Source organism: Oerskovia sp. Root22, assembly GCF_001429135.1.
GTDB classification, from domain to species: Bacteria; Actinomycetota; Actinomycetes; order Actinomycetales; family Cellulomonadaceae; genus Oerskovia; species Oerskovia enterophila.
Genome location: NZ_LMIL01000005.1, coordinates 533 through 16606, shown reverse-complemented (window position 1 = coordinate 16606; position 16074 = coordinate 533). Strand labels below are relative to the sequence as shown.

The 16074-nt window shown below is 71.4% G+C and carries 14 protein-coding genes and 2 pseudogenes; 9 read left to right on the top strand and 7 right to left on the bottom strand.

The genetic code is table 11. The features are described 5' to 3' along the window. On the bottom strand, positions 1 to 1059 hold a 1059-nt coding region (locus tag ASE15_RS04820; protein ID WP_056761944.1), incomplete at its 3' end, for a glutamate decarboxylase. A gap of 251 nt (positions 1060 to 1310) precedes the next feature. On the opposite strand from ASE15_RS04820, the gene ASE15_RS04815 reads away from it, so the two are divergent. Both ASE15_RS04815 and ASE15_RS04810 read left to right on the top strand, forming a co-directional pair. Beyond that, entirely contained in the window at positions 1311 to 1994 is a 684-nt protein-coding gene (locus ASE15_RS04815) for a TetR/AcrR family transcriptional regulator (RefSeq protein ID WP_056644393.1), read from the top strand. Between the two features lie 110 nt (positions 1995 to 2104). Further along, positions 2105 to 2839 (top strand): glucose 1-dehydrogenase, encoded by a 735-nt coding sequence (locus ASE15_RS04810; RefSeq protein WP_056644391.1) that lies wholly within the window; start codon positions 2105 to 2107, stop codon positions 2837 to 2839. A gap of 63 nt (positions 2840 to 2902) precedes the next feature. Here ASE15_RS04810 and ASE15_RS04805 read toward each other — a convergent pair whose 3' ends face one another. Beyond that, a complete protein-coding gene (locus ASE15_RS04805; protein WP_231907778.1) occupies positions 2903 to 3292 on the bottom strand; it encodes a TraR/DksA C4-type zinc finger protein in 390 nt (129 codons plus the stop codon). Continuing rightward, a complete protein-coding gene (locus tag ASE15_RS04800) occupies positions 3289 to 3657 on the bottom strand; it encodes a helix-turn-helix transcriptional regulator (RefSeq protein ID WP_056646386.1) in 369 nt (122 codons plus the stop codon). The genes ASE15_RS04805 and ASE15_RS04800 overlap by 4 nt, the downstream gene beginning before the upstream one ends. 114 nt (positions 3658 to 3771) lie before the next feature. On the opposite strand from ASE15_RS04800, the pseudogene ASE15_RS04795 reads away from it, so the two are divergent. The 7 genes and pseudogenes from ASE15_RS04795 to ASE15_RS04765 form a co-directional block, all read left to right on the top strand. Further along, positions 3772 to 4518: pseudogene (locus ASE15_RS04795) on the top strand (NADPH-dependent F420 reductase); the annotation flags it as partial. A 138-nt stretch (positions 4519 to 4656) separates the two neighbouring features. Continuing rightward, a complete protein-coding gene (locus ASE15_RS04790) occupies positions 4657 to 5205 on the top strand; it encodes a type II toxin-antitoxin system RatA family toxin (protein ID WP_056644388.1) in 549 nt (182 codons plus the stop codon). A 126-nt stretch (positions 5206 to 5331) separates the two neighbouring features. Continuing rightward, complete coding sequence (locus ASE15_RS04785) at positions 5332 to 6258, top strand: NADP-dependent oxidoreductase (protein WP_056644385.1); 927 nt, start codon at positions 5332 to 5334, stop codon at positions 6256 to 6258. A gap of 107 nt (positions 6259 to 6365) precedes the next feature. After that, complete coding sequence (locus tag ASE15_RS04780) at positions 6366 to 6788, top strand: MmcQ/YjbR family DNA-binding protein (protein ID WP_056644381.1); 423 nt, start codon at positions 6366 to 6368, stop codon at positions 6786 to 6788. A gap of 289 nt (positions 6789 to 7077) precedes the next feature. After that, positions 7078 to 8505, top strand: a complete 1428-nt coding sequence (locus ASE15_RS04775) for a sensor histidine kinase (RefSeq protein ID WP_056644378.1) — start codon at positions 7078 to 7080, stop codon at positions 8503 to 8505. Further along, positions 8502 to 9173 carry a response regulator transcription factor gene (locus ASE15_RS04770; RefSeq protein ID WP_056644375.1) on the top strand — a complete coding sequence of 224 codons (672 nt, stop codon included), beginning with the start codon at positions 8502 to 8504 and terminating at the stop codon, positions 9171 to 9173. The genes ASE15_RS04775 and ASE15_RS04770 overlap by 4 nt, the downstream gene beginning before the upstream one ends. A gap of 163 nt (positions 9174 to 9336) precedes the next feature. After that, entirely contained in the window at positions 9337 to 9636 is a 300-nt protein-coding gene (locus ASE15_RS04765; RefSeq protein ID WP_056644373.1) for an SHOCT domain-containing protein, read from the top strand. 96 nt (positions 9637 to 9732) lie between these two features. On the opposite strand, the gene ASE15_RS04760 is transcribed toward ASE15_RS04765, so the two are convergent. From ASE15_RS04760 to ASE15_RS20755, 4 genes and pseudogenes are all read right to left on the bottom strand, one after another. Next, entirely contained in the window at positions 9733 to 11238 is a 1506-nt protein-coding gene (locus ASE15_RS04760; protein WP_056644371.1) for a dicarboxylate/amino acid:cation symporter, read from the bottom strand. Between the two features lie 501 nt (positions 11239 to 11739). After that, complete coding sequence (locus ASE15_RS04755) at positions 11740 to 12150, bottom strand: hypothetical protein (RefSeq protein ID WP_235534180.1); 411 nt, start codon at positions 12148 to 12150, stop codon at positions 11740 to 11742. Between the two features lie 74 nt (positions 12151 to 12224). Then, positions 12225 to 12344 (bottom strand): annotated as a pseudogene (locus ASE15_RS21815) (DUF1016 domain-containing protein); the annotation flags it as partial. 3393 nt (positions 12345 to 15737) lie between these two features. After that, positions 15738 to 16061 (bottom strand): hypothetical protein (locus ASE15_RS20755; RefSeq protein WP_235534179.1); only part of this gene is annotated, 324 nt, incomplete at its 3' end. Between the last annotated feature and the right edge of the window lie 13 nt (positions 16062 to 16074).

The window sequence follows — 16074 nt, the reverse complement described above, 5'->3', positions numbered from 1 at the left end:
CGCGACGTCCTGCGAGGCCTTCTGCACCTTGTAGTAGCCGTCGTAGCCGAGGCGGAGGAACAGGTAGTACTGGAGCAGGACCTGCGAGCCGGGCCGGGAGAAGTTGAGCGCGAACGTCGGCATGTCGCCGCCCAGGTAGCTCACCGAGAAGACGAGGTCCTCGGGCAGCGCGGCCTTGTCCCGCCAGACGACCCACCCGAGCCCGGGGTACACGAGCCCGTACTTGTGGGCCGAGGTGTTGATCGACACCACGCGCTCGACCCGGAAGTCCCAGACCAGGTCCGGCTGGAGGAACGGCGCGATCATGGCTCCTGACGCGCCGTCGACGTGGATGGGGACGTCGAGCCCGGTCGCGGCCTGGATCTCGTCGAGCACGGCCGAGATCTTCTCCACCGGCTCGTAGGCCCCGGTGTACGTGACCCCGAGGATCGCGACGACCCCGATCGTGTTCTCGTCCACGTACTTCTCGAGCTCGAACCCGTCGAGCACCTTGTGCTCGAGCGAGATGGGGACGTAGCGGGCCTCGACGTCCCAGTAGTTGCAGAACTTCTCCCAGCAGACCTGGACCGCGCTCGACAGCACGAGGTTGGGCTTCTCGGTCGACTTCCCCGCGGCGCGGCGCGCGTGCTGCCAGCGCCGCTTGAGCGCGAGCCCGCCCAGCATGGCGGCCTCGGAGGACCCGATGGTCGAGGTCCCGATCGTGCTCGCCGGGTCCGGCGCGTTCCACAGGTCGCCGAGGATCTTCCAGCACCGGGTCTCGATCGCGGCCGTGGCCGGGTACTCGTCCTTGTCGATCATGTTCTTGTCGGCGGTCTCGGCGTTGAGCCTCTGCGCGTAGGGGTCCATCCAGGTGCCGACGAACGTCGCGAGGTTGAGGCGGGCGTTGCCGTCGAGCATCGCCTCGTCGTGGACGATCTGGTAGGCCGTCTCGGGGAAGGACTCCCCCGGCGGCAGGACGTTGCGAGGCAGCTCGGTCGCCTCTCCCGGTCGGGAGAACAGCGGGTTCATGGCGACGACGTCGCGCTCCTCGGACTCTGCACCACGGTTCGATCCGGACATGTTCGTCCCTTTGGCAGGAGGGAGGGCGGGTCGGTCGATCCGCCCGACCTTCCCACGGTAGGTCCGTGCCAGGAGGACCGCCCGGCGAGGCGTCCGGGTCGTTCGGGACAGGGCCGACAGGACCGACTTTCCGCCCTTTCCGCGTCTCGGCCGCGCTTAGACGACAGGCGTTGCCAAAATGGTTGCCCGGGCGTACTGTCGAAGTGTCAGCACGTTTCGCGGGCCCGTCCCGCACCCACCGAGGAGGCGACATGGACCCCCGCATCGAACGCACGACCGCAGCACTGCGGACCGCGGTCCTCGAGCTCGCCACCGAGCACGACATCGACGACGTCACCGTGTCCCAGGTCGCCGCGCGCGCCGGGATCAACCGCGCGACCTTCTACGACCACGCGAGCAGCCCGGCCGATCTCCTCACGGGCATCCTGCGCACCGAGCTCGATGCGATCCGCGACGAGCTCTTCGCGACTGTCGGCGTGATGCCCGACGGCGGAGCCGCCCAGGAGGGCGGGCCCGGCCCGGGTGCACCCCGAGCCGGCACGGAGACGAGCACCGCCACCGCCACGCCCCCCGATCCCCGCCGGGTCGTCGACTCCATCACCCGCTCGGTCGCCGGGCACGTCGACGCGCACGCCGACATCTACGAGCGTGCTCGCGACGGCGGGCTCAGCGCGCCCCTGTTCCGGCTGCTCGCCGAGCACTTCACCGAGACGCTGCGAGCCTTCCTCGTGAGCCACCCGCACCTCATGCCGGTCTCCCACGACGCCGGGCCCACGGACGTCGAGCAGGCCGCCCACGCGTACGCGTGCTACGTCGGGCTCGGCTCGGTCGGGGCCCTCGAGTCGTGGCTCGCCACCCCCGTGCCGCGCGACCCGGAGTTCTTCCCCCGGATCGCCCGCACCTCGCTCGCCTCCTGGTGGACCGCGCCGAACTGACCCGGCGCCCCACCCGCGCAGGCGGGCTTCACCGCACACCGCACGCTCCGCCGTCGGGCACCCCACGAGGGCTCCCCCGACCCCGGGCACACCCGAAAGGAGGCCCCACCATGGGCCGCGTGTTCAACAAGGTCGCCATCGTCACCGGAGGAACCGGAGGCATGGGCGTCACCCACGCCAAGGCGCTCGTCGCCGAGGGCGCCAAGGTCGTCGTCGCCGACCTCGACGACGCCAAGGGCGAGGCGCTCGCCACCGAGCTCGGCGAGAACGCCGCGTACATCCACCTCGACGTGACCAAGGAGGAGGACTGGGACGCCGCCGTCGCGTTCACGCTCGAGACGTTCGGCCGCATCGACGTGCTCGTCAACAACGCCGGGATCGCGAACGCGGCGCCCATCACCGAGTTCACGCCCGACATGTGGCGCAAGATCATCGACATCAACCTCACGGGCACGTTCCTCGGCATCCACGCCGTCGCCCCGGTCATGGCCAAGGCCGGGCGCGGGTCGATCATCAACATCTCGTCGGTCGAGGGCATGCGCGGCAGCGCGGGCCTGCACGGCTACGTCGCGTCGAAGTTCGGCGTCCGCGGGCTCACCAAGTCCGTGGCCCTGGACCTCGGCCCCTCGGGCGTGCGCGTCAACTCGGTCCACCCGGGATTCATCAAGACGCCCATGACCGAGAAGATCAGCCACGACCTCCTGCCCATCCCCCTGGGCCGTCCCGCCGAGCCCGAGGAGGTCTCGCAGCTCGTCCTGTTCCTCGCGAGCGACGAGTCGAGCTACTCGACGGGCTCCGAGTTCATCATCGACGGCGGGCTCATCGCGGGGGTCCCGCACAAGTAGGCCCTCGCACCGGCCGGTCCGGTGGACCCGGGCGGGCGAGGCGGACACCTCGCCCGCCCGGGTCTACCTCCTCTCGCGTCCGGACCTGCCGGCGGCCGACGCGCACGCGATGCACAGCCGCGCGGTCGGGCGGGCCTCGAGCCGCGCCTCGCCCACGGGCCCGCCGCACGCCTCGCACGTGCCGTACGTGCTTGCGTCGAGCCGGGCGAGGGCGGCGTCGACCTCGGCGACCTGCTGCTCGGCGAGCCGTTGGAGCGCGCCGACCTGGGCTCGCTCGAACGCGATGGTCGCGCCGTCCGGGTCGTGCTCGTCGTCGGCGTTGGAGTCCTTGGACGCCTCGACGATCCCGGCCACCTCGCCGCGCAGGGCCTCGGTACGGGCCGTGCCCTCGTCGCGCAGCGCCAGCAACCGCGCCCGCACGACGGCGTCACGCGCCTCGGGTGCGCCCGTCACCGTGGCCCCGGGGTGTCCGCGCCCAGGGCGCTCGTCGACGGGGGCGGAACGGCCAGCTCTCTGAGGACGAGCGGCATCAGTCCGGGGAAGCGGCTGTCGAGCTCCTCGCGGCGCAGCCAGTTGCGGTGGCGCGTGCCGTCCACCTCCTGGCGGATCAGCCCGGACTCCCGGAGCACTCGCCAGTGCCTCGTGAGCGCCGACTTGGACACGCCGAAGCTGGAGGTGCTGCATGACGTCCCCGGGTCGGCGGCGATGTAAGCCACGAGCGCACGGCGGACGGGATCGGCCAGCGCCGACATGACCTCGAAGAGGTCGATCTCGTCCACGGCGGGGATCGTGAGCGGCTTCGCCAGACGACTGGCCACCTTCGCACCCTTCTCTCTCGGCATACGTTGCCATGTTCACCAGAGGGTGTACATTTCGATGTACGTGTTTCAGCGTACATCAGGTAGCGGTGCTGGACAGCGAGAAGACGACGTACGACGACTGGAGGAATGACCATGGCCAGGCTGGGGATCATCGGCAGCGGCGCGATCGGCGCCGGCATCGCACGACTCGCGGTCGCTGCTGGGCACGAGGTGACGATCGCGAACTCTCGGGGCCCGGAGTCGCTGACCGGGCTCGTCGACGAGCTCGACGGGAGAGTCCGGGCGGGTGACGTCGCCGAAGCGGCACGCTTCGGCGAGATCGTCGTCCTCGCCGTGCCGCTGTCGGCGTACGACGCCCTCCCGGTCGACGCGCTCGACGCGCTCGACGGCAAGGCCGTGCTCTCGACGGGCAACTACTACCCGTCGCGCGACGGGCGGATCGAGGACCTCGACTCGGGGGCCGTGACCACGGCCGAGCACGAGCAGTCGCTCCTGCCCGGCGCCGTGATCGTCAAGGCGTTCAACAACATCGTCGCGCACCACATCCCGCTGCTGGCGCGCCCTGCGGAGGCCCCCGACCGGTCCGGGCTTGCGGTCGCGGGCGACGACGCCGACGCCCTGCACGCGGTGTCGGAGCTGGTCGGCACGCTGGGGTTCGAGCCGGTCGATGCAGGCAGCCTCGCCGAGTCCTGGCGGTTCGAGCCAGAATCGGGCGCGTACACGAACGTCTACGCCGCCGACCCGGACCTCTTCGCCCGGGACTACCTCGCGGACAAGGGCACACCTCTTCCCCCTGATCGCCTGCGCGATCTCCTGACTGCGTCACTCCGCCCGGACGTCGCCGGACGCACCTTCTGAGACGCCGCACGTACTCCGGCCGAGGCGGGAGCCCACGAGGCCTTCGTCAGCCCGCCGCTGCCTCGGCAGCAGCCGGGGTCCCACCGGGCTCGTCGACTCCCCCGGGACTCTGTGGGTCCCCCGTGCAAGGATCGGAGCGTGCCCGTCGTCGAGTCGTCCGTGATCGTCCCCGTGGACCCTGCCACCGCTTTCGCGGTCTCGCAGACCACGGGCGACGTCCGTCTGCGCTGGGACCCGTTCATCCACTCCCAGCGGTTCCTCGACGACGCGACGGCCCCCGCCAAGGGGGTCCGCACCCTCACCCGGCACCGCGCGGGCCTGCGGATGGTCAGCGAGTACGTCTCGTACAACCCGCCGACCAACGTCGGGATGAAGATGGTCGAGGGCCCGTGGTTCTTCGCGAGCATGGCGGGCGGCTGGCGTTTCTCACCCGCTCCTGGCCGTGACGTAGAACACCCCGAGCACGCCGCGACGAGAGCCGTGTGGCGGTACAGCTTCACGTGCCGCCCCGCGTGGCTCGCTCCCCTGGCCGAGCGCATCGGGTCGTGGCTCCTGAGCCGCGACATCCAGCGGCGGATCAACGGTTTCGCGCGTGGCTGCGCAGATCCCGTGGTCCTCGCAGCGGTCCGCGAGCAGGCCCCACCGTCGGCCCCCCAGCCCGGGCTCGCGACGCCCGACCGCACCTGACCAGCAGCGCGACCCACCGTCGTCGGGCATGACAGGACTCCGTCCGGGATGGAAGAGTGGCAAACCGGTTTCGCGCGAACCGCACATCTTCCTCCCCGCGCCCCCACATCTCGAAGAGGTAGACCCATGAGCACCGCGATCTTCTACGACCGCCACGGCGGTGTCGACGTCCTGCGCGTCGGCGACGAGCCCGTGCCGGCGCCCGGTGACGGGGAGCTCGTCGTCGCTAACCGCGTGATCGGGGTCAACCCGGCGGACGTGAAGAAGCTCGCCGGGAAGTTCGGCGGTGCCGGTGAGTTCCCGCAGGTGCTCGGCTTCGAGGCCGCCGGGGTCGTCGAGGCCGTGGGCGAGGGCGTCGAGGGCTTCTCGGTGGGCGACGAGGTCGTCTGGAGCGGCACGGGGGCCCAGCGCGAGAGGTCGGTGGTCCAGGCTGCCAAGACGCGGGCCAAGCCCGCCAACGTGTCGTTCGAGCAGGCCGCGGTCCTGCCCGTCGCCGCAGCCGCAGCGTTCTCGGCGCTGGCCCAGGCCGGCGTCGGCGACAAGGACGTGGTGCTGATCCACGGGGCGTCGGGCGGGGTCGGTTCTGCGGCGGTGCAGATCGCGAAGGCCCTCGGGGCGCGCGTCGTCGGCTCGGCGTCCGCGGCGAACCACGACTACCTGCGCGGGCTCGACGCGACGCCCGTGGCGTACGGCCCGGGGCTCACCGAGGCGGTCCGCGCCCTGCCGGACGGGCTCTCCGCGGTGACGGCCGTCATCGACCTGGTCGGGTCCCCGGAGACCGTCGCCCAGACCGTCCAGCTCCTCGGACCCGACGGCCTGACCCGCGACGGCAGCCCGCGCGCCGTGACGCTCGTGGAGACCGAGGAGTCGCTCGCCGCGGGCATCGCGACCAAGACGTCCCGCAAGGGCGCGCTGCGCGAGGCGCTCGCGCTCGCCGAGGCCGGGCTGCTGACCCTGGAGATCTCGGCGCGCTTCCCGCTGACCGAGGCCGCGTGGGCCGTCCAGCAGGTCGCGGACGGGCACGTGCGCGGCAAGGTCGTGCTCGAGGTCTGACGCACCCTCAGCTCTGAGTGCGGAGTTCTTGTGCGACACGCCGGGCGTGTTGCACAAGAACTCCGCACCCAACGGTGCGCGTGGGTGCCGCATGGTTCGCTGGAACCATGCCTGCCGCCTCCACGCCCGACGACGCCGCTCACCTCGGCGAGCTGCGTCGCCTCGCCCTGGCCTTCCCGGGCGTCGAGGAGAGGGTCTCGCACGGACGCGTGACGTTCCGGGCACGGCTGCTGTTCGCGGTCCACGGCGGCATGACCAAGGCCACCCCCACGTCGCCCGCCCGGCAGTACCCGGACGCGCTGCTCGTCAAGGTGGACCCCGCCGAGGAGGCCGCGCTCGCGCAGGACCCTCGCTTCTTCGTACCGGCCTACTACGGGCCGGCCGGCTGGCTCGGGCTCGACCTCGAGGCCGCACCGGTCGACTGGCAGGAGGTCGCCGAGCTGCTCGACATGTCCTACCGCGAGGTCGCGGGCCCACGGCTCGTGGCCCGGCTCGACGCGGAGGGGTCGCCCGCGGGGCGTCGGTCGTAGCGGGGCGCCAGTCGTCGGGGCGTCGGTCGTAGCAGGGTCGGTCTGGACGGGACCGTCGGCGGTACGTCTTGCTCGGGCCACCCCCTCCCGATCCCCCGGACTCCCCGCGAGGTAGAACGTGCTGCGCGAGGTAGTACGCGCTGCGTTCTACCTCGCGCAGCACGTTCTACCTCGGCACCAGCACCCGGCTCGCGGCACCCCGGCACCGCCAGCCCCCGGCACCCGCGTACCGCCCCCGACGGTACCCGGGGCGGACGCGCCTTCCCTCCCCTCGGCGTAGCGTGGCCGCATGGTCGGCGACGGGAGGTCCACAGGGTCCCCGGGCGCTCCGTGGGGCCCGCCGTGGCGTGGCGAGCGACCCGGCCCGACGGGTCCCTGGTCCTGGTCGCACGACGGCAGCGAGGGCGGGCCGAGCGACGGCCCGACCGACCCCGTCGACCTCACCGGACCGTTCGACCACCGCCGTCCGCGCCTCTTCCTCGCGATCGTCACGGCGCTCGTCGCGGTCCTCGGCACCCTGGGCGCCGCGCACGGCCAGCCCGACGCCGAGCCCCTCGACGCGCTCGCGCTCGCCCTGGTGCTGGTCTCGCCCATGGTGCTCGCGACCATCCCGCGCCGCCACGTCCTGGCCACCACCCTGAGCCTCGCCGCGACGGGCGCCTACCTGCTGCTGGGCTACCCGTGGGGGCCCGTGCTCGTCCCGACGGTCGCGGTCCTCGCGGCCGTGATGCTCGCGGGACCCGCTGCGCACGGGCGCGTCGTCGCGTGGTCGGGCGTCGTGGTGCTCGCGGGGATCACGACCACGGCGGCGACGCTGCGGGGCGGGCCCCCCACGGTCGCGCTGCTCGGAGGGCTCGCCTGGACGACGGTCGCCCTGCTCGCCGCCGGCGGCGCCAGGGGGCGCGTCGCCCGCATGGCGGCGGTCCGTGCGGCCCGGCGCGAGCACGAGGTCAACGCCGTGACGGCCGAGCGCCTGCGCATCGCGCGCGAGCTGCACGACGTCCTGGCCCACTCGCTGTCGGCGATCAACGTGCAGGCGGGCGTCGGGCTGCACCTCCTGGACCGCGACCCCGAGCAGGCTCGTGCGGCCCTCGCCGCGATCCGTGCGACGAGCCGCGAGTCGCTCGACGAGGTCCGGACCGTGCTCGGCATCGTGCGCGCCGAGGGCGGCGAGGTCCCCCGCTCGCCCGCGTGGGACCTCGGAGCGCTACCGCGCCTGGTCGGGTCGGTCCCGGGCGTCGCGGTCGGTCTCACGGTCGAGGACGCCGCGCACGACGCCGCCCCTCGCCTGGCCGGGATCGTCTACCGCGTGGTCCAGGAGTCGCTCACCAACGTCCAGCGCCATGCGGTGGGCGCCACGCGCACGACGGTCGAGGTCCGGGTGGTCGGCACGGGCGACGCCTCGGCCCCCACCCCGCGCACAGGCCTGCCCCGCTCCCTCGTGGTCACGGTGTCCGACGACGGAGCCGCCCCCGCGGACCGGCCGGCGGACCCGTCGCGGTCGGGCGGGCACGACGACCGGCTCGACGCCGAGGGATACGGCCTGCGGGGCATGCGCGAGCGCGTGACCGACGCGGGCGGGACCCTCACGGCCGGCCCCGGACCGCGGGGCGGCTTCCTCGTCGAGGCGAGGCTCCCGTGGGAGGCGCGCGGCGCCGTCGGGCCGGACGAGGACCCCACCACCGACCGCACCCCCGCAGACCAGGAGAACCCATGATCCGCGTCGTGCTCGCCGACGACCAGAGCCTCGTGCGCGGAGGCTTCCGCGCACTGATCGACTCCGAACCGGACCTCCAGGTCGTGGGCGAGGCCGCGACGGGTGACGACGCGGTGCGGTTCGCGCTCGACCTGCTGCCCGACGTCGTGCTCATGGACATCCGCATGCCCGGCCTCGACGGGCTCGAGGCGACGCGGCGGATCGTGGCGGACCCGGCGGCGTCGGGCGTGCACGTGGTCGTGGTGACCACGTTCGAGCTCGACGAGTACGTGACCGAGGCGATCCGCAGCGGCGCGAGCGGGTTCCTCGTCAAGGACACCGAGCCCGAGAACCTGGTACGCGCCGTGCGGGTCGCCGCGGGCGGGGACGCGCTCCTCTCCCCGACCGTGACCCGCCGGCTGCTCGCGCGCGTGGCCGACGCGACGCGCACCGTCGCGCCCGTGCCCGGGCTCACCGACCTCACGCCGCGCGAGCACGAGGTCCTGGTCGAGGTCGCTCGCGGGCTGTCCAACGAGGAGATCGCGCGGGCGCTGTACCTGTCGGAGTCGACCGTCAAGACCCACGTCTCGCGCGTCATGACCAAGCTGCGAGCACGTGACCGGGCACAGCTCGTGGTCGCTGCCTACGAGGCGGGCATCGTGCGCCCGGGCTGGGGCCAGGGGCGCTGAGCCTGCCGGCCTCCCCCGGCCCGGGCGGTACCAGCGGGGTACGCGACAGACATCCCCGGACCGACGACGGACGTCGCCCCGGAGGGAAGCCTGGAGACGTGGCCGCATCCCGCGGCCGGACGCGGCGCCCGCCGCGCGTCACCAGCCCACCCAGGAGGCTCCCATGCTCACCACTCTCACGACCGCGACGACCGACGTCCTCGCCCACGGCGGCGCGGGCTGGGGACCGGGACCGTGGTGGTTCGTCTTCCCGCTGCTGTGGTTCGCCCTGTTCGCCACCGTGATCTTCCTGTTCGCCCGCCGCGCCAGGCGCGGCGGGCCGTGGGGGCACCCCGGCGGTCCGGGCGCCTGGCGCGGCGGCAACGACCCCGTCTCGATCCTGGGCGAGCGCTACGCGCGCGGAGAGATCGACGAGACGGAGTATCGCCAGCGCCTCGAGGTCCTCACACCCCGGGACCGCTGACCTCCCGGGAAACGCTGAGTGCGGAGCAGTTGTCGTCGATACGTCGCATCGACGACAACTACTCCGCACTCAGCGGGAGGCGGGTGGGACGTGGCGTCAGCGCGCCCCGACCAGCTCCTCGTCGGCGGCCGAGGCCGCAGGCTTGTCGGACGCGTTCGCGGTCGACGAGTCGACGTCCGACGCGACCGTGGACTCGTTCGACTCGTCCTCGTCGTCCGTGAACAGGTCCTCCACGTTCACGCCCTCGTACTGCTCGAGGTCGAGGATGCCCTCACGCTTGGCCACGACCGTCGGCACGAGCACCTGACCCGCGACGTTGACCGCGGTGCGGCCCATGTCGAGGATCGGGTCGATCGCGAGCAGCAGGCCCACGCCCGCGAGCGGCAGGCCCAGCGTCGACAGCGTCAGCGTGAGCATGACGATCGCGCCGGTCAGGCCCGCGGTCGCCGCGGAACCCACGACGGACACGAACGCGATGAGCAGGTAGTCCGTGAAGGACAGGTCGATCCCGAAGAGCTGGGCGATGAAGATCGCGGAGATCGCCGGGTAGATCGAGGCGCAACCGTCCATCTTGGTGGTCGCGGCGAGCGGCACGGCGAACGACGCGTACTCGCGCGGGACGCCGAGGTTCCGCTCGGTCACGCGCTGCGTCACGGGCAGCGTGCCGATCGAGGAGCGCGACACGAACGCGAGCTGGATCGCGGGCCAGGCGCCCTTGAAGTAGCTCGTGATCTTCAGACCGTTGGTCCGCAGGATCACGGGGTAGACGACGAACAGCACGAGCGCGAGACCGATGTAGATCGCAGCGGCGAACGTCGCGAGCGGGGCCAGCAAGTCCCACCCGTACGTCGCGACGGCGTTGCCGATGAGGCCCAGCGTGCCGAGCGGCGCGAGGCGGATGATCCACCACAGGACGGTCTGGATGATCGAGAGCGCCGAGCGGTTGAACGCCAGGAACGGGTCGGCCTTCTTGCCCGACTTGAGCGCCGCGATGCCGATGATCAGCGAGATGACGACGATCTGGAGCACGTTGAACGAGATCGACGTGCTCGCGCCGTTCACGACGCCCTCGACCTGCTCGATCTGCGTGCGCGCCCCGATGCCCAGGAAGTTGCTCGGGATGAAGCCGTTGAGGAAGTCGAGCCACGAGCCCGAGCCGCCCGGCTCGCTGCCGTCGGCCGCCGAGAGCGTGGTGTTCGCCCCGGGCTTGAGCACGAGGCCCAGCCCGATCCCGATCACCACGGACACAAGCGCCGTGATGGCGAACCACAGGATGGTCTGGCCCGCGAGGCGCGCGGCGTTGGTCACGTTCCGCAGGTTCGCGATCGACGCGACGATCGCCGTGAAGACGAGCGGCGGGACGATCGCCTTGAGCAGCGTCACGAACGACGAGCCGATCGTCGCGAGCGTCGTCGTGAGCCAGTTCGGGACCTCGTCGGGGGTGCCGGCGCCGGACGCCGGACCCATCGACAGCGCGGCCCAGCCGAGCAGCACGCCCAGCACGAGGGCGACGAGGATCTGGACCGTGAAGGACGGCGCCTTCAGGCGGCGCTTGGGCGCGGGGGCACCGTTCGCGGACTTCTCCGGCGCGGCGGGAGCCACGGCCTGCGAGGAGGAAGAGGAGGAGGGCACGGTTCTGCTTTCTTCGTCACGGGCGCGTGGGGCGCCCAGGGATCGCGAGCATCGCGAGAGGGAGGGAGCGCAGTCGTCCCGGCCCGGAGGAAGGAGGATCCCGACGTCAGGGACGCGAGCCCGTACGGGTCGCGCGCCTCGTGCGCAGCGCAGCCGGGGCGGGTCCGTGCAGCACGGGCTCGCGGCGGGCACGCCGAGGTCAGGAGGGTGGGGAGGACTGCTGTGCGGGCCGCGGGGCCCAGCGGTTCAGTGGGTCAACAACAGAGCGCGCTGGCGACTCGTCGCAGATCGACGTCACGGCGCGCGGTGAAGTTCCACCGGTTCAGCAAGGATTCGACTCCCGTTCGGGCCGGCCCGAGGACCGGCGGTGCGGGCGATCGTCGCCCGCGGCTACCGATAGTAGCCGAGGAAGGAACGCCGTCGGACCGTCGGTGTATTCCCTGGGACGCGGCGGCGTCTCCGCAGGACCCGCTACGGAGCCTCGATACGAAGCCCGGCCAGGGCCTCGGGGACGGGCGACCGCCCGGGCCCGCCCGCCCGCACCCAGCGGTGCAGCGCCTCGCTCGACGCGTCGCCGGCCAGCCGTTCGAACCAGACCGGGCCTGCCTCGACCCGGGCGGCGGGCGTGGGGCGCACGACGACCACGTCCCCGCGCTCGCACGCGTCGAGGCAGTCGACCAGGGTCAGGCCCGCGTCGCCGCTCGCGGCGATCGCCTCGACGCGCGCGAGCTGGCCGCCCGGGAGCGGGTCACCCGCGCCGAGCGTCTCGCCGACGCACAGGCGGCACACGGTCAGTCCGGGGACGGTCCTGCGAGGACGTCGCGTCGCGCTCCCGCCAGGATCCGTCCTGTCGCCCTCGGTCCTGCTCTCGTTCCCTCGCACCGGCCAAAGATACCCCCATGAGGTATTGGCCCCGGCCCCAGAGAAGTTGTGCAACAGCATGTTGCACCAATTCCTCACCACCCAGGCCAGGCGCGGGCGACTGAGCGCATGCAGAGCAGGTTCCGCCTCGACCAGCCCCGCTGTCCGGGGAACGCCGCCCGCAGGTCCGCCGCGAGCCGGTCGACGACCTTCGTACCCCAGCCCGCACCTCCTGGCGATCAGGGATGCCCTGGCCGATCGACTAGCACCGCCGCAACACTTCGATGTTCGCCGCCGGGGCCGCGCCTACCCGGCCGGCACGTACCCGATCCTTGAGCCGCGACAGCGGCTTGCCATACCCGTCCGGTCCGACCTCGATCGCGCCGCCCACGCCATCATCACAGGTGCACCACGCCCCCGCGAGACCGGCCATTCAGCCACCTCCGACGGACGCCGAAGATGGACTTCATGTCACTTCGCCGGATTGGGCGGTCTGCCTGCTTCCACGCCCCGCTGGCAGTCTGGCGACACAGCTGGGTCCTGTGCCTTCGGACTGAGGCCGTCGTGAAGGTCGAGGTCAGAGTACGAGGGTTCGGCGTCCTGGGTGCAGATCTGTCGACGCCACCAGCGGATCATTGCGTGACGTAGTCGTTGGAACACTCCGAGATCCGAATGCGAGGTGTGCACTCGTACGCCTCCCTCCGAGGGCTGCCCCGCGCGGGCAGCGTCTTGCTGCGAGGACCGGCGGGGTCTGTGCCTCGCCGCCTGTTGGGCGGCGAGGCACAGACCCCGTCTAGTTAGTGGTGCGTCGCTGACGTGCTGCCATGAGCGCCAGTGCCCCGATCAGGATGAGCAGAGCCGCACTTCCAGCGATCCAGCCGATGGATGCGCCGGTGAGGGCGAGGCCACCGCCTGGCTTGCCCGGGGTCCCGGGGTCGCCAGGCTTGTCGGGTGTCGCGCATGCCGTTGCGGTGTCGGCAAGGTCGTTGTGAGCGATGCCGGCCACGTTGGCGAACCCTCCGGGTTCCCCGGTGCCGGGGGCGGGGCAGGCGTATGTCGATGCGTCAGTGGTTGTGGGATCGACCTTCGCGTGGACCTGCACCTGGTAGTTGTGAATTCCTCCCGCCTCGAGTGGCACGTCGGTGGCCACGACGTTGACGGGGTCGCCCTCGCCTCCCTGACCGGTCCATGTGGCCGAAGGCGTCACGCCTTCGGGAGCGGACGTGACGGTCGAGGACGTCACGTCGATGCCGGTGCCGTACCGCAGACGGTCGGTCAGGGTGTAGTCGCCCTGGGCTGCACCGTCGTTGATAGCGACGATCTCGTAGGTGACTGCCCAGGTGCCGTTCGCGTCCTTGACCGGGTTGCCGATGATCGACTTGGTGATGTCGATCGAGGGCACCGGTGCACAGTCCGTGTCGGTCTGGGTGTTGCCGTTCTCGTCAGTCAGCGTCGCCGCGTTGTTCAGTCCCTGCTCGAGGGTGTTCGAGCCGGTCGGGGCGGTGCAGGCTGGGGAGCCGGTCCCGTCCTGGCCGATATCGGCGAAGTGCAACGACACGCCTGCGATGACGGTGACCCGGTAGACGTGCGGGGCGTACCCGTCATCGTCCAGGCCACCGATGCTGACATCGGTGGCGATGCGCTGGTCGCTGTCCCCGTCGAAGCCGGCGTTGAGGGCGATGCCCTCGGGGCCGGTGACGTTGACGGACTCGACCGTGATGACCGGTGCGAAGAGGAGCTCGTCATCCAGGTCGTACGTGGTTGCCTCGACACCGACGTTGCCCACGGTCAGGTCGTAGACGACCTCCCACTGCCCGCCGCCGACTGGCTGAGCCGAGACCAGGGCCTTGTCCAAGGTCGGCTTGCCGGGGCGCACGCACTCGTCGTCCGTGCCCTCCAGGGCGTTCCACCCGACCGAGGCGACGTTGTTCAGTGCGCCCGGGACCGCCCCGCCCTCGTCCGTGGTGCAGATGTCCGAATCCGGGACCTGCACAGCGGACAGATCAGCCGCGTAGCGGACCGTGACCGTGTAGGTGTGCACCACCGGTGCACCTGTCGCACCGGCGATCGGCTGCCCGGTCACCATGCGCAGGTTCTCCAGACCGTCGTAGGCCTCGTTGAACCCGACTCGCTCCGGGGCGTCGGTCACGATGTCCTGGATCCCCACGACCTGCACGCCTTCGCCCGGTGCGAGCGCATCGTCCAGGTCGTAGTGCCCACTACCCGGTCCGCGGTTGGTGACCGTGAGCTCGTAGACCACGTCGTACACGCCGTCCTCACCCTCGACCGGGGTCACCGCGCCCGACAGGGACTTGGTGATCTCGATCAGCGGCAGGGTGGCACATGCGTCGTCGCCAGTGGTCTCACCGTTGTGGGTGAGCTCGGTCGAGTTCGCCAGTCCCCCGTTCTCACCAGACCCGGGGGCCGGGCACTGCAGTGTCTCCGGGGTGACCACAGCCTGGTCGAGAGAGACGACGACCTGCACCTGATAGGTGTGGTTCGCGCCGGCCGTGAGCGTGACGTCGGTGGCGACGACGTTCTCCGCCGAGCCTGCAGCACCCTGACCGGTCCAGCCCGCGTTGGTCGCCACACCCTCAGGTGAGGCGGTCACCGCGGCGGTACCGATGACGATGCCCGCGCCGTACTGGAGCTGATCGCTCAGGTCATAGTCGCCTGCAGCCGCACCGGTGTTCGATGCGACCAGGTCATAGGTGATCGTCCATGTCCCGTCACCGTTGGGCGTGGGACCAGCACTGATGGTCTTGGTCACGTCGATCAGTGGCAGGGTGGCGCACACGTCGTCGCCCTGAACCTCACCGTTGTGGGTCAGGGTGGTCGAGTTCGCCAGACCACCGCTCTCCCCCGAGCCCGGGGCCGGGCACTGGAGCGCGCCAGGATCGATCGCGGCATCGTCCATCTCAACCGTGACCGTGACCCGATAGGTGTGAGTCCCACCGGCAGCGAGCTCGATCCCCGCGGCCACGACGTTCACGGGAGCTCCGTCGGCCCCCAGCCCCGTCCAGTCAGCGTTGGTCGTCACACCGTCCGGCGCCGTGGTGACTGCGGCCCTGACGATCTCGATGCCCTCGCCGTAGTGCAACTGGTCGCTCAGGTCATAGTCCCCCGCAGCCGCACCCGTGTTCCTCGCGACCAGGTCATACACGATCGCCCACGTCCCGTCACCGTTGGGGGTAGGACCAAAGCTGATCGTCTTGGTGACGTCAATCAGTGGCAGCGTGGCGCACACGTCGTCCTGCGCGACGGTCCCGTTGTGGGTCAGGGTCGTCGAGTTCGCCAGACCACCGTTCTCCCCCGAGCCCGGGGCCGGGCACTGGAGCTCGCCAGGATCGATGGTGGCCTCGTCCATCTGGACAGTGACCGTCACCTGATAGGTGTGAGTCCCACCGGCGGCGAGCTCGATCCCCGTAGCCACGACGTTCGCTGGGGCGCCGTCGGCGCCCAGCCCCGTCCAGTCCAGATTGGTCTGGACACCGTCGGGTGCGCTGGTGACCGCGGCGCTGGTGATCTCGATGCCCTCGCCGTAATGCAACCGGTCGCTCAGGTCATAGTCCCCAGCAGCCGAACCAGTGTTGGTCGCGACCAGGTCNCAGTCCAGATTGGTCTGGACACCGTCGGGGTGCGCTGGTGACCGCGGCGCTGGTGATCTCGATGCCCTCGCCGTAATGCAACCGGTCGCTCAGGTCATAGTCCCCAGCAGCCGAACCAGTGTTGGTCGCGACCAGGTCGTAGACGATGGTCCACGTCCCGTCACCGTTGGGCGTAGGCCCAGCACTGATGGTCTTGTCGACCGTGATCGCAGCGACCGTCACACAGGCCTCGGCCGAATCGGTCAGGCCGTTGTAGTTGATCCCCGCGGCGTTCGACAGCCCGCCCTGGGCTCCGCCTGGCTCCGCGGAGCACGGCGTGATCACCGGAGCCCCCTGG